Origin of the sequence: Collinsella sp. AM12-1 (assembly GCF_003472325.1) — a bacterium.
In the GTDB taxonomy this organism is placed as follows: Bacteria; Actinomycetota; Coriobacteriia; order Coriobacteriales; family Coriobacteriaceae; genus Collinsella.
In genome coordinates this window covers 40,696-54,550 of the sequence record NZ_QRLS01000006.1, presented here as the reverse complement: position 1 = coordinate 54,550, position 13,855 = coordinate 40,696, and the positions used below count along the sequence as shown (strand labels likewise).

At 58.5% G+C, this 13,855-nt stretch carries 11 protein-coding genes and 6 tRNA genes; 3 read left to right on the top strand and 14 right to left on the bottom strand.

The annotated features are described in order from the left end of the window. The first annotated feature begins 57 nt into the window (after positions 1–57). On the top strand, positions 58–1,071 hold the full coding sequence (locus DW136_RS04365; protein WP_118289148.1) for a dipeptidase: 1,014 nt from the start codon (positions 58–60) through the stop codon (positions 1,069–1,071). A gap of 74 nt (positions 1,072–1,145) precedes the next feature. Continuing rightward, on the top strand, positions 1,146–1,922 hold the full coding sequence (locus DW136_RS04360; RefSeq protein ID WP_158571435.1) for a M48 family metallopeptidase: 777 nt from the start codon (positions 1,146–1,148) through the stop codon (positions 1,920–1,922). A gap of 6 nt (positions 1,923–1,928) precedes the next feature. On the opposite strand, the gene folB is transcribed toward DW136_RS04360, so the two are convergent. The 4 genes from folB to nrdG form a co-directional block, all read right to left on the bottom strand. Further along, positions 1,929–2,414, bottom strand: coding sequence for a dihydroneopterin aldolase (gene folB / locus DW136_RS04355; protein ID WP_199580165.1), 486 nt, complete (start codon positions 2,412–2,414; stop codon positions 1,929–1,931). Between the two features lie 43 nt (positions 2,415–2,457). Next, positions 2,458–3,039: an HD domain-containing protein gene (locus DW136_RS04350; protein WP_199580163.1), complete on the bottom strand. Its 582-nt coding sequence runs from the start codon at positions 3,037–3,039 to the stop codon at positions 2,458–2,460. Positions 3,040–3,041: 2 nt separating this feature from the next. Continuing rightward, a complete protein-coding gene (folE, locus tag DW136_RS04345; RefSeq protein ID WP_118289146.1) occupies positions 3,042–3,599 on the bottom strand; it encodes a GTP cyclohydrolase I FolE in 558 nt (185 codons plus the stop codon). Between the two features lie 66 nt (positions 3,600–3,665). Then, complete coding sequence (gene nrdG, locus DW136_RS04340; protein ID WP_118289145.1) at positions 3,666–4,247, bottom strand: anaerobic ribonucleoside-triphosphate reductase activating protein; 582 nt, start codon at positions 4,245–4,247, stop codon at positions 3,666–3,668. Between the two features lie 116 nt (positions 4,248–4,363). On the opposite strand from nrdG, the gene DW136_RS10110 reads away from it, so the two are divergent. Beyond that, positions 4,364–4,633: a hypothetical protein gene (locus tag DW136_RS10110; protein ID WP_118289144.1), complete on the top strand. Its 270-nt coding sequence runs from the start codon at positions 4,364–4,366 to the stop codon at positions 4,631–4,633. Positions 4,634–4,672: 39 nt separating this feature from the next. On the opposite strand, the gene nrdD is transcribed toward DW136_RS10110, so the two are convergent. From nrdD to DW136_RS04285, 10 genes are all read right to left on the bottom strand, one after another. Further along, positions 4,673–6,895, bottom strand: a complete 2,223-nt coding sequence (nrdD, locus tag DW136_RS04330) for an anaerobic ribonucleoside-triphosphate reductase (RefSeq protein WP_118289143.1) — start codon at positions 6,893–6,895, stop codon at positions 4,673–4,675. Positions 6,896–7,528: 633 nt separating this feature from the next. Next, a tRNA-Val gene (locus tag DW136_RS04325) sits at positions 7,529–7,603 on the bottom strand. 3 nt (positions 7,604–7,606) lie between these two features. Next, positions 7,607–7,682, bottom strand: a tRNA-Gly gene (locus tag DW136_RS04320). Between the two features lie 142 nt (positions 7,683–7,824). Next, positions 7,825–9,558 (bottom strand): glycoside hydrolase family 13 protein, encoded by a 1,734-nt coding sequence (locus tag DW136_RS04315; RefSeq protein WP_233546535.1) that lies wholly within the window; start codon positions 9,556–9,558, stop codon positions 7,825–7,827. Between the two features lie 522 nt (positions 9,559–10,080). Continuing rightward, positions 10,081–10,156: transfer RNA gene (locus DW136_RS04310), tRNA-Gly, on the bottom strand. 42 nt (positions 10,157–10,198) lie between these two features. Further along, a tRNA-Cys gene (locus DW136_RS04305) sits at positions 10,199–10,272 on the bottom strand. A gap of 34 nt (positions 10,273–10,306) precedes the next feature. Next, positions 10,307–10,382: transfer RNA gene (locus DW136_RS04300), tRNA-Gly, on the bottom strand. 105 nt (positions 10,383–10,487) lie between these two features. Further along, complete coding sequence (locus DW136_RS04295) at positions 10,488–11,234, bottom strand: anti-sigma factor antagonist (RefSeq protein ID WP_118066018.1); 747 nt, start codon at positions 11,232–11,234, stop codon at positions 10,488–10,490. A 78-nt stretch (positions 11,235–11,312) separates the two neighbouring features. Beyond that, complete coding sequence (locus DW136_RS04290; protein WP_118289142.1) at positions 11,313–13,658, bottom strand: GAF domain-containing SpoIIE family protein phosphatase; 2,346 nt, start codon at positions 13,656–13,658, stop codon at positions 11,313–11,315. Positions 13,659–13,717: 59 nt separating this feature from the next. Then, positions 13,718–13,807 (bottom strand) — tRNA-Leu (locus tag DW136_RS04285). Between the last annotated feature and the right edge of the window lie 48 nt (positions 13,808–13,855).

Here is a 13,855-nt window from a genome sequence, read left to right as displayed (position 1 = left end):
ACCCTAGTCATACAATTCAAAGACAGTTTGCAAAGAAACGCTGCAACCGGAGGAACCATGGCATATCCCGTATTTGACCTACACTGCGACACCGCCGACCGCATCGGCTGGGCCACGCTCGATCTCGACCTGCGCTTTACCGCCGGCACCGACGGTTATTTCCCCGGCGACGAAACGCATCCGCAAGATTTCGACCTCATCGAGGGCAACGCCTGCGCCATCTCGCTCGCAAAGATCGGCAACACGCCGTGGGCGCAGTGCTTCGCCACGTTTGTCCCCGACGAGATTCCCACCGCCCACGCCGCGCGCTTCCAGGCGCAGATCATGGCGCACATGAGTGGTCAGGCAATGCTCAACCACGACCGCATGGTCAACGTACGCAGCGCGGCAGACATTCGCCCCGCGCTCAAGGACGGCAAGGTCGCTTGCATCCACACCATCGAAAACGCCACGTTCTTTGCCGAGGACCCCGCGCTGATCGAGGTGCTCAAGAGCCTGGGCGTACTCATGTCATCACTCAGCTGGAACGCGCAGGGGCCGCTCGCGAGCGGCCACGACACCCACGCCGGCCTCACCGCCGCCGGCATCGAGGCGCTTACGCAGATGGAGCACGTCGGCATGGTGCTCGACGTCTCCCATCTTAACGACGAGTGCTTTAACGAGGTTGTCGCCCACGCCACGCGCCCCTTCGTCGCCAGCCACTCCAACTCCCGCACCGTCTGCGGCGTCAAGCGCAACCTCACCGACGACCAGTTCCGCACCATTCGCGACATGGGCGGCATCGTCGGCCTCAACTACTGCAGCGAGTTCCTATCCAACGACGCAACCGACGAGACCGCCGCAGATGTCACCTTCGACCAGCTGGCGGCCCATATCGAACACTGGCTTGACCTGGGTGGCGAAGACGTCATCGCACTCGGCGGCGACTGGGACGGCGCCGCGGTGCCCGCCTTCCTCTCCGATGCCAGCAAGATGCCCGAATTTCAGAACATGCTCTCCAAGCACTTTGGCAAGACCGTGATGCAGAAGCTCTGCAGCGACAACGCGCTTGCCTTCTTCGAGCGTTATTAATTTCGCATCCCTTGAGCGGGCTGGCATGCCGAGCGGCCGACATGCCAGCCCGCCCCCAATCTGAAGGACCACTTTTGACGCAGCAATTTACGATTTCCGTACCCCGACCGGATGGGGCGCCCATTCCCGTCGTTGTCACCAAAAAGCGCGTCAAGAACTTCAACCTACGCGTCACATCGAGCGGCGAGGTCCGCGCCAGCGCGCCGCTCGGCGCCAGCCGCGAGCGTATCGAAGCGTTTGTGAAGCGCAACAGCGCCTGGATTATCGGCCGACTTGCCCAGCGCGAGCAACGTCAGGCGACGGCGCGAGAGCCGCTCAGCCCCTCGTCCATCATTGCACTTTGGGGCAAGCCCATCACGGTACAGGACGCACTCGATCACAACTTTACATCACCCGCACCGCGGCCCAAGCAGGCCACCTTCGCAAGTTTTATGAGTACCGACGAATCGAACGAAGGCCCACAGGCCAAGCGGCGCGCAATCCTCGACGGCCTAACGTCCGACGAGCTCCAAACCCACATCAACCAGCTCTATACGTCCGAGGTCACATCGGCGCTGCGCGATATTGTGCACGCGTACGAAATCGCAATGGGCGTCACCGTGGCCCGCATCTCCGTGCGCAGCATGAAAACGCGTTGGGGATCATGCACGCCCAAGACCGGAGCCATTCGCATCGCACGCGAGCTCGGCGCCTATCCCATCGAGTGTCTCGACATGGTTGTCGCCCACGAGCTCGTCCACTTGCTCGAGCTAAGCCACAATCAGCGGTTTCACGCCCTGCTCGACACGTACTGCCCCAACAATAGAGCTCTGTCGCAGCGGCTCAAACAGCCACCCATAGAGACGTATTAGAACCGGTTAGCGCACGCGCTCGATCTCGACACCGCAGCTTGCCAGGGGCAGGCCAACAGGAGCCCACGGCTTATCGAGCTTTATGCGCACACCAAGCAGCGAGGGATAACGGCGCAGCAGCATCTGGGCTGTCCCCTCGGCTGCTGCCTCGATGAGTTTAAACGTATGCTCGCGCAGATAGCCATCGACATCGTGACACACCGAACCATAGTCAATCGAGGCGTCCAGGTTATCGTGCTCCCCCGCCGCGCGCAGGTCGGCATAGAGCACCAGAGAAACGATGAACTTCTGACCCAGCGCGTTCTCCTCGGGATATACGCCATGGTTGGCAAAAACCTCAAGACCGTCAATGACAATACGGTCGGCATGGCGCAGGTCGTCATAGCTCACGTGGGGCACCGCCGTTGCGGTGGATATTTCGCCCCTTCCACGGCGGACGAGCTCGGCGCCTTCAGTCTTGGTTGCACTCTCGGGCAGTTTCTTGTTACTCATCGCGATCGTCTCCTTCGTTTAGAACCCCGACCGCGCAAACTAACTACACGCGAATCGACAGGTTCTTTTTATCATCGCTCCAGTTGCAGGCATTGCGCGCGGGGCACGCAAAGCAGGCACGCGACGCTTTGTCGGCTGCATAGAGCAGGCGCTCAAGCGGTTGGCTGTTCACGCGCAGCTTTCGATGGCCCAAGATGGCCGTCTTAATGGCTGCGGCATCGGCCGGCTCAAACGCCACGTCATCGGGCATGCCGCTAAGAATTGCATCAGCGACGCGTTCGCTTGCAACATCATGGGATATACCCGATTCATACTGTTCATCTTTGCCGATATCGTGAAGAAGTGCCGTGGCGTAGATGACCTCGCGGTCAAATTCGAGCTCTTCCTCGAGATTCTTGATCCACATAATGCGCGCGACATCGAGCAGATGGTCAATACCGTGGCGGCAGAAGATGCGCCCCGATTCCAACTGTGCAATGTTGCCCAGGTGCCGCCGGAACAGCCCGTTGGCACAAATGTAATCAATGCGAGGCATGGCGCCAAAGGGGGCCAGGCCCGAAGCCATAAAGCCGCGACGCGACGTCCCCTCATCGGTCTTCGATGTAAAGTCGTTGACGACCCTCATGGTTAGCGGCCCAGCATCCTAAAGAAACGCTCCTCGAGCGCGGGATCGGTCTCAAAGACGCCGCGGCGAGTGAGCGTCACGGTCTTGGTGCCGGGCTTTTGCACGCCACGCATCGTCATGCACATATGCTCGGCCTCCATCAACACAATCGCTCCCTGGGGAGCGAGATACTCCATGAGGGCGTCGGCAACCTGCGCACACAGCTGCTCCTGCAGCTGAAGACGGCGGGCATAAACCTCAACCGTGCGGGCGAGCTTGGAAAGCCCAGCCACCCGACCGTTAGGGATATAACCAATGGCGGCCTTGCCATAAAACGGCAGCAGATGATGTTCACACAGCGAGTAGAACGTGATATCGCGCTCGATAACCAAATCGTTCGAAGCGACGGCAAAGGTTTTGGACAGGTGCTCCTCGGCACTTTGGTCCATACCGCCGACGATCTCACCATACATACGGGCAACGCGCGCCGGAGTCTCCAGCAGGCCCTCACGAGTTGGATCCTCGCCTACGCCCTCAAGCAACAGCTTAATGGCGGCCTCGACTTTTTCCTGATCGACCATCTGGGCCTCACTTTTCCGATTTCACGTTCGCGCTATGGTACCACGCCCTCCGGCATCGACCACAAGCTACATAGTATGGGTCGAATAGACCGGATCATCGCGCCAAAGTTCAACCGCATCACAAAGCGCAACGCCCTCGCGCTCAGCACGGGCGCGCGTAGCGTTCATATCGATCACGCGCTGGTTGCTCGAGCCCCTAAAGCGCAACGAGATATCGTACAGATCTTGAACAAACGGACCGTCCACCAACATGTCGAGGCAGGCAAGGATGCGGTCCGTCACCTCGGTATGATGACGACCGCCCGGCATAAGCTCCTCGAGTACGTCGCCAGTAAAGCACCAAATAGTCTTCCCCGACCCCACTGGATAGGCCGCGCGAACACGCTCAATGAAATCAACGAGCCCCGCCTGGTTCTCGGGTTCCATGGGCTCCCCGCCCAGAATCGTCAGGCCATCAATAAAGGGATGATCGAGACTCTCGATGATTTTGTCCTCGACGGCACGATCGAACGGCTTGCCCGCAGCAAAGTCCCACGCGACAGAGTTAAAGCAGTTCTTGCACCCACGACGGCACCCGCTCACAAACAGAGAAGTACGAACGCCTTCCCCATCAGCAATGTCGAAATACTTAATGTTCGCGTAGTTCATAGGTAACTCTCCCGGGAGGCCGGGACATATCATCCCGTCCTCAAACATTCTCGGCCTTCGGCCTGCGAAACTGCGGGCGGGACGATATGTCCCGGCCTCATGCAAAGGGTAACTCAATGAACGAAGCGAACATCGAGTATAGGGTTCGAGGTCCAATAAATACTCAGCTGCAGCTCAGCCGCCATTGCAAGCAGATCGTCATTGCAGCTCAACTCATTTCCGCTAAGAACTTCGAGGAGCGAGCAGACCGCATGCCGCATCTCAGCTACATCACCTTGGCTGTCCCGCAGCGAGGCCCCGGACCTTTGCTCGATATGAGTTCCGCACGAACAGGAGGCGCCAGTGGCGCCTCCGTCGTGAGCCAGGACTGTCGAAATAGCGAGTAAAGGTCCGGGGCCTCGCTACGGGGCGGCCTGGGATGGTTATTAGAGATGCAGCACGCGGTCGCGGATCTCCTCGGTTCGGCCCTGGTTCCAGAACTGGGTACCGATGTAGCCGCACGTACGACGGGCGACGTTCATCTTCTCCTGATCGCGGTTGCCGCAGTTGGGGCACTCCCACACCAGCTTGCCGTCATCCTCGACAATCTTGATCTCGCCGTCGTAACCGCACACCTGGCAATAATCGCTCTTGGTGTTGAGCTCGGCGTACATGATGTTGTCGTAGATGTACTGCATCACGCGGATGACAGCCTTGAGGTTGTCCTGCATGTTGGGAACCTCGACGTAGGAGATGGCACCGCCCGGCGAAAGCTGCTGGAACATGCCCTCGAACTTAAGCTTATCGAAGGCATCGATCTCCTCGGACACGTGGACATGATAGCTGTTTGTAATGTAGCCCTTGTCCGTCACACCCGGGATAATGCCAAAACGACGCTGCAGGCACTTGGCGAACTTGTAGGTCGTCGACTCAAGCGGGGTGCCGTACAGCGAGAAGTCGATATCGCTTTCGGCCTTCCACTCGGCGCACTTGTCGTTCATGCGCTGCATGACGGCCATGGCAAACGGCGTGCCCTCCTTCTCGGTGTGGCTGTGGCCCGTCATGTACTTGACGCACTCATACAGGCCAGCATAGCCCAGGCTGATGGTGGAGTATCCGCCCACGAGCAGCTTGTCGATCGTCTCGCCCTTCTTCAGACGAGCGAGGGCGCCGTACTGCCAAAGAATCGGCGCGGCATCCGAAAGCGTGCCCATCAGGCGCTCATGACGGCACAGCAGGGCACGATGGCACAGCTCGAGGCGCTCGTCGAAAATCTTCCAGAACTTGTCCATGTCCTGATGCGAGCTCAGCGCGACATCGGGCAGGTTGATGGTCACAACACCCTGGTTAAAGCGGCCATAGTACTTAGGCTTGCTCGGGTCATAGTTCAGTGCGTTGGCAACGTTATTAAAGCCGTTGCCCGAGCGGTCGGGCGTCAGGAAACTGCGGCAGCCCATGCAGGTGTAGCAATCGCCGTTGCCGGCGGTCTCGCCCTTAGACAGCTTGAGCTCGCGCATCTTCTTCTCAGAGATGTAGTCGGGCACCATGCGCTTGGCGGTGCACTTGGCAGCCAGCTGGGTCAGGTAGAAGTACGGGGAATTCTCGTGAACGTTATCGTCCTCGAGTACATAGATAAGCTTGGGGAATGCCGGGGTAATCCAAACGCCGGCCTCGTTCTTAACACCCTCGTAGCGCTGGCGAAGCGTCTCCTCCACGATCATGGCAAGGTCGTGCTTCTCCTGAGGCGTACGGGCCTCATTAAGATACATAAAGACCGTCACGAACGGCGCCTGGCCATTGGTGGTCATAAGGGTCACGACCTGATACTGAATCGTCTGGACGCCGCGACGAATCTCATCGCGCAGACGGTCCTCAACGACCTCACGGACCTTCTCGGCAGACGCAGAGACGCCGAGCTCCTCAAGCTCGCGGGCAACCTCGCCGCGAATCTTCTGACGGCTCACCTCAACAAAGGGGGCAAGATGGGTCAGCGAGATAGACTGGCCGCCGTACTGGGAGGAAGCAACCTGGGCGATAATCTGCGTCGCGATGTTGCAGGCGGTCGAAAAGCTATGCGGTTTTTCGATCAATGTGCCCGAGATAACGGTGCCGTTCTGGAGCATGTCCTCCAGGTTCACCAGGTCGCAGTTGTGCATATGCTGGGCAAAGTAATCCGAATCGTGGAAGTGGATCAGGCCCTCATTGTGGGCATCCACGATCTCTTGGGGCAGCAGCACACGCTGAGTCAGATCTTTGGAGATCTCGCCGGCCATGTAGTCGCGCTGAACGGAGTTGACGGTCGGGTTCTTGTTGGAGTTCTCCTGCTTGACCTCTTCGTTGTTGCACTCGATCAACGACAGGATCTTGTCATCGGTCGTGTTCTTTTGGCGCTTCAGGCTCTGAACATAGCGATAGATGATGTAGTGGCGGGCAACCTCGTAGCAGTCGAGACGCATGATCTCGTCCTCGACCAAATCCTGGATCTCCTCGACCGAAACGGTGTGTCCGGCATTCTCACATGCCTCGGCAACATTTTGTGCCGCATAAACCACCTGACGGTCGGTTAGACGAGAGCTCTCCTCGACCTCCAAGTTTGCGGCGCGGATGGCATTGACGATCTTATCGATGTCAAAGACAACCTCGGTGCCGCTGCGCTTGATGATCTTCATCCTCTTGCCTCTTTCGCATCGTAGTCTCATTGCGCTTCAGAGCCAAACGATGCCCGGCAGGGCTTGCCCCTGTCTTGCGGCGCCGTCGCGCAATCTGTGTTCTCGATAAACCATAGGTCCTCATGCGGACAATCCTCGCGGCCGATCAAGCGGCTCAAAGGCGTGTCCAAATGGGGCGAATAAGGTTCTCGTTCTCTGTCCGCCATCTATCATACGACAAAGACGCATCTATATCCTGTATTCTTTTTTTAGGTCAAACACAACATATAGTGTTTCAGCAGGTCAAAGCAATTGGTCATTTTGCAGACGCATTAAAAATGAGGGGCATTGGACAAGTCGGTAAAACGTTACCAACACGGCTACCTGCATGGCAGTTATAAAACCCCCTTAGTCAAGCCGCTGACAAATCCTACCAAAACCAAGCCGCTCACGCCAAAAGAATCCAAAAGATTATGCTTGACCAACATGTTGCGGTCACGATGGACCAGGACACATGCAATCTGCCGGCGCCCCCACGGGATGCGAAGACCATCGCGTACAGACCTTGGATCAATATTTGGCGGCTTATTTGGCGGCGTGCTTGGTGGCAAAACAAAACAGCCCAGAGGACATAGCCTCTGAGCTGCGAACATTTGGTGGGCGTTAGAAGATTTGAACTTCTGACCTCTTCCGTGTCAGGGAAGCGCTCTCCCCCTGAGCTAAACGCCCAAATGGAGCGGACAACGGGGCTCGAACCCGCGACCCCAACCTTGGCAAGGTTGTGCTCTACCAACTGAGCCATGTCCGCCTGCGAGGATTTAATATACGGGATGATCCACCCAAATGCAAGAACTTTTTTTGAAAAGTTTTGCGACGCCCTCGCGAACCTCGCGAAGACATCAGCCACCACGGAAGGTGTAGGCAAACGCAAGCTCGCCGCAAGAGGCCCCCTACAACTCAGCGAGCATGATCCAGGCAGAGCTGTCCTGCGCGAGCCTGCCATCTGCAAGCGGTGATGAGGTGAGCAGGACCCTACCCGCCGGCAGCTCCACGGGTGCTGCACCGAAGTTCGTCACACACGCCCAGCCGTTGTCGCGGCGATAGGCGATGACGCCGCCCTCAGCGCCCTCGGCACCATCCGCAAGGCCGGTGCACCCGTCAAGATCGAGCCACGCAAGATCGTTGGCGCACCCGCGCAGCTTGCGCCGCAGCCAGAGGGCGTCGCGATAGAACGCAAGCATCGATGCCGGGTCCGCTTCTTCCCTATCGGCAGCGTAATCGGAAAACCATGCAGGCTGTGGCAGATGGGGCGCCGCATCGGCGTCCGCCGGTGAAAACCCAAACGATCCGCCCTGCGCGGGATCGTCCGCTGCCACCCACGGCAGGGGCACACGACAGCCGTCGCGCCCCTTCTCGCGCTTCGGTCCGTGCGTATTGGTCGCAGTGGGATCTTCGAGTGCAGCCCACGGGATGTCAGCCACCTCAAAAAGGCCGAGCTCCTCACCCTGATACACGTATGCCGAGCCCGGAAGCGCCAACTCAAGCAAAAGGGCTGCCCGCGCGCGGCGCTCGCCGAGTTCACGGTCCTCGTCATAAGACGACCCGTCGCGTAAGAGCCAGTCGAGCGCAATCTGATGGTAGCGCGTCGCCTTGATTTGCGGCAGGGCATAGCGTGTCGCCACGCGCGGCACGTCGTGGTTGGAGAGTACCCAGGTCGAGGCGGAATCGGATTCGATGGCCGCCTTCAAGCCCTTCTCGATTGCAGCGTGCATGTCATCATAGGTCCAAGTGGCCTTGGCGAACTCAAAGTTGAATGTCTGGCCAAGCTCGCTGGGGCGTGCGTAGAGATACTGGCGCTCGGGCAGAACCCACGCCTCGGCAACGGCGCTGCGCGGCGGATCATAACGGTCGAACACGCGGCGCCACTCGCGATAGATCTCATGGACCTCGTTGCGGTCCCACAGCGGATGGGTGCCGTCCTCAACCATGTCATCGCCCTCGGCGAGATGCCACCGGTCGAGGTCATCGCGGTCGAGATCCTTGGCGAGACCGTGCGCCACATCAATGCGAAAGCCATCGACGCCTCGATCGCTCCAAAACGCCAGGACGTCGCAAAAGAACGCATGAACCTCGGGACACGACCAGTCAAAGTCCGGCTGCTCGGGCGTAAACATGTGCAGATACCACTGACCGTCCGCGACGCGCGTCCAGGCGGGGCCGCCAAAGTTGGCATTCCAATTGGTGGGAGGCAGCTCGCCGTGCTCGCCGCGACCATCGCGGAAGATATAACGGGCGCGCTCGGGTGATCCGGGGCCGGCGGCAAGAGCGGCTTTGAACCAGGGGTGCTGGTTGGACGAATGGTTGGGCACGATGTCGACGATGACCTTGATGCCGTGCGCATGAGCCGCAGCGATCATGTCATCGAAGTCGTCAAGCGAGCCGAGACGTGGGTCGACATCGCAGTAGTCCGCCACATCATAGCCGCCATCGACAAGAGGCGATGGGTAAAACGGGCTCAGCCAGATAGCCTCGATGCCCAGCTGCTCAAGATAGTCCATCTGCTGGGTAATGCCCGCGATATCGCCCAGACCCGAACCAGTCGAATCCTTAAACGAGCGCGGATAGATCTGATAGATCGCGGCATCGGACATCCATGGGCGCGACGAGGACTTTTCTGTAGCCATGGGATGAGTCTCCCTTGCAACGAGGTTTTGCGAGATGCCCACGATGATACGCCCAAAGCGGACATTCGCGGCAAACAACGCCACAGCCACGCCCCAAACGCTCGCTCCCTCTCGGGTTCGAGTCTCCTGGGACGAATCGATCGATCAGTGAAAAGAACGGAAGGCCCACTCCTCCGGCCACGACAGCGAGCGGGCTCCGGGTGCCCCAAGTTGCCGCGAAAGAGGAGGGAAGCGTACTTTATGTACGCGACCGACGATTGAGGGGCAAGATGGGGTGCCCGGGGCTCGCACAGCGTCAACAAAAAACGCGGTTCGTTAGAACCGCGTAAGATAGTTGGAGCGGACAACGGGGCGTCTGCGTATTCGCTTCGCGGATCCGCACCGGCTTCGGCCGCCTGCCGGCGTCCTCGCCAGCTCGCTACAAACGCTCCGCGTTTGCTTAACGCTCGCTCCCTCTCGGGTTCGAGCCCAAGCGATGGGTACGAAAAAGCCCGGCTACCGTAGTAGTCGGGCTGCTGCGTTTGGAGCGGACAACGGGGCTCGAACCCGCGACCCCAACCTTGGCAAGGTTGTGCTCTACCAACTGAGCCATGTCCGCATATGTAAAACAAAACGGGCGCCGGAGCGCCCGGATGTTGCCTGGAGGCGAAGCCCGGATTCGAACCGGGGGTAAAGGCTTTGCAGGCCTCTGCCTTACCACTTGGCCACTTCGCCGAAAAAGGACCGCTTAAACGGTCCAGAAATGCAATGGAGCGGACAACGGGGCTCGAACCCGCGACCCCAACCTTGGCAAGGTTGTGCTCTACCAACTGAGCCATGTCCGCTTGCGGGTTATTAATTTACGCGAGTTGTCCAAAAGACGCAAGTACTTTTTTCAAAAAACTTGTCTGCCGCATGTTCTTAGTAGCTAAACGCGCTAAAGCGATTGGCTAGGCACACGACTCCAGCGCTCCGCTAAACAGCTTCACCATCTGCACGCGCGTGCCGGCGCCGTCCGTACGACGAGCAACCTCCACGTTATCGACGAGCATACGCATAAGCTTGATACCACGGCCGCGCTCCTCTGATGCGACCGGTTCGCTCGTTTCATCGATAGAATAGCCGGCACCTCGATCAAGCACCTCAACCACAACGCGATCGCCATAGGCCTGAACCGTCAGGACGCACCCGATACCGCCCGCATGGTCATAGGCATTACCCAGCGCCTCCCCCGACGCCAACGCGACATCGTAGCGCTCGTCACGGCGCAACGGAAGCGATTCAAGGAGTTCGGCGATGCGATGTCGGTAGTATGGAAGATTCTCGATACCCTGACGGACCTCGACGCTCTTACTCCAGCGAGGCAGCTCCCCCACCGGAATGGCGGGAATAGACTCCCGTGCCGGCCCCGCGACATGAAGAATATCGACAAGACGGGCAATCTCCAAAAAGCGAACAACTTCACCTGATGCATTGACGAGCGAAAGCAGGCCTTCTCGCCTCATGAGCTCACGAGCGCGCGTAAGCAGGAATGCCAAGCCCGTCGAATCGATAAAGCTAACAGCCTGGCAGTTGATGACGACACGACGCACGCCGCGGCCAATCAAAGCATCCAACCGCCGACGCAGCGCAGGCACCGTGGCGATGTCGATATCGCCTGGTGGCGTCAAAACCACTATGTCATTCCACTCATTCATACGACCATGGTTCCCCAAAAAAGCCCACTCGATGCATTCGTTTCCCCAACCGTACGGATTCAGCCCGCCCAGCGTCGTCTATGAACGACCCCGTAAAAACTCAAGGGACACCAATGCAATGTCATCGTCCAGCGCCGATTCGGTAAATCGGTCAAGCTCGCCCAAGACCTTGCCGCAAATGCCCGACACGCCCTCACCCGAGACAGAGAGCAGAAGGTCGCGAAGGCGCTGCTCGCCAAAGAAAGCACCCGAGCGGTCACGCGCTTCGATTGTTCCGTCGGTGTACATAAATAGCATGTCACCAGGAGCGAACGTAAACACGCCTGTCTCGTATACCATGCTCTCAAAGGCACCGATTACCCCCGATTGGCATCCAAGCAGCTCGACCTCCCCCCCACGGGCCTCGCCGCCACCCAGCGGCATCGACTCTGGCCTGATGACCATGGTCGGAGGATGGCCCGCCGAACAATACGTTGCACGTCCGGCTTTAAGGTCAATCTTGGCGATAAAGGCCGTCACGAACGTCTCGACCCTTGAAAAGCCCATGAGCATGCTGTTAAGGGAGCGTGCCATGCGGGCCGGCCCAGCGCCCTCCCAGGCATATGCCGTCAGGGCCGTCTTGACGAGCGCGGACATCGATGCAGCCTCAATGCCTTTGCCAGACACATCGCCCAGAATCATGACGGCGCAATCGTCGGGAAGACGGATGAGCGTATAGAAATCGCCGCCGACCAACGCCGAGTTCGTGGCCGACAGGTACACCGAATCGGCGGCGATTCCCGGAACATCCCCCAGTGAATTTCTCATGCCAATCTGAAGGGTCTGAGCGATATGGCGCTCCTCACGCTTTTGAGATTCGCCTTCATAGATCAGTTCAAAGTCATGAGCCAAGTGCACCAAGTAGTCATATTCAAGGTCATCAATCGGCTCTTGGCTACCATCACGAAGCAGCAGCGCGCGCGTCGTCGGGCCCTTCGCAACAGAAGCAGGAACGATCGCGTCGTTACTGTGCTTGCCATCGCCCTCAGAGCGCGGGCGCCCCGCCTCGATGCCGGCGTCGACGTAGAGACCCTGGCAAGGCAGGCCATGCGCCCTAAGCCAGCCTCCCATAGGCATCGATTCGTCAACGCGAGTTATACGGACGTGTTTAAGGTCCTCGGCGCTCGTGCCGCCCAAAACAGATGCCTCAAAGCCATCAGGGCCAGCCCCCAGACGTGCCGCTGGCGCCGTCGTGGAAAAGAAAAGCTTCTCGGGATCGTCCGGCAAAGCAACGCGGCTGCCGCCTTCAAAATCTATGACGTAGGAATCCAGACTGGCGTCATACTCAATAGGGCAAAAATGGCAGTTGAGCATATTGCAGATCTCGGACGATACCGCCTGGGTAGCCGCGGCGGAATCGTCTAGAAAGGTAAACAACTCGTCACGCAAGACATTGAGCGAGCGGCCAAGCTCGGCCGTGCGACGGGAGCGAAGGCTCGATGCCATGCCGACCAGCTGGATAGACAGGTAATCGCAAATGACCTCGAGCACATTAACGTCATAGGCGAGCGGTGCCTGAGGGCGTTTCCAACCAACTTCCAGCACGCCAAGGATCTGCGTACCGTAAAAAACGGGAAGACAGATCTCGCTGCGGTACGGAGGCATATCCTGCATGCGCAACAGGTGCTTAGAACGATTGTCCAGATCCATGAACATACCGGAGGCGACCTTATCACCCTCAAGGTCCTGTTGAATCGACAAGCGACAGGCACGCGACTCACGAAGAACATACGTCGGAATGCCAGCGCCATACGGCAAAAACTCAGGCAGGTAGCTGTCGTACAGCTCCTTGGAAACACCGCGAAGTTTAAAACCACCGCTCTCAGAAAAATAGATAGCGGCACCCGAAGCATCGAGCGTTCCTACAAGCTGGTTCAAAACGGTATCAAGTAGGCTGGGCAGCTCATCGGAGCCCACGGTACTCATAATGACCGAGAGCGTGCCAGAGAGGCGCTTGTTCGCCACTCTAAGCTCCGAAAGCGCACGCTTGAGTTGCCGGTCGTGAGAATACTGTTCCTCGATACTGTGAAGCACCACCAGGACACGTGGTGCGCGGCGCCCAAAGATGTGTGGAGGCGTTACGGAGCCCGCACGAACCAAGACGGGAATAAAAGAGCCGTCACTCAGCTTGAGCATCAGTTCGTTCTCGGAGCCATCAGTTTCAAATGGCAGACGATGTTCCGTCGCACGTTCAAAAGCGGACGAGTACAGGACGTCTTTAACATCTCCGCCGATGACGTCGGCGCGTTCCTCGCACATCAAACCAAGTAAGCGATTATTCACATGCAGAATGGTTCCGTCGAGCTCGCAGATGATGACAGCATCGCTCGTGATCTCGACTAGTTGGGCAACGTCTGCCCACTCGTTGCGTTCAAGCGTTTCCATCGTGGACCTCACCGTCTATCGGTAACAAAAAAGCCTCCGAAGAGGCTTCTCAAATGCGATGGTGTCGGAGGCGGGACTTGAACCCGCATGACCAAAAAGCGGTCACTAGCACCTCAAGCTAGCGCGTCTGCCAATTCCGCCACTCCGACATGCTATGTTGTTGATTCGCGGTTCGTTTTGTTGGACCCGCGCGTTCA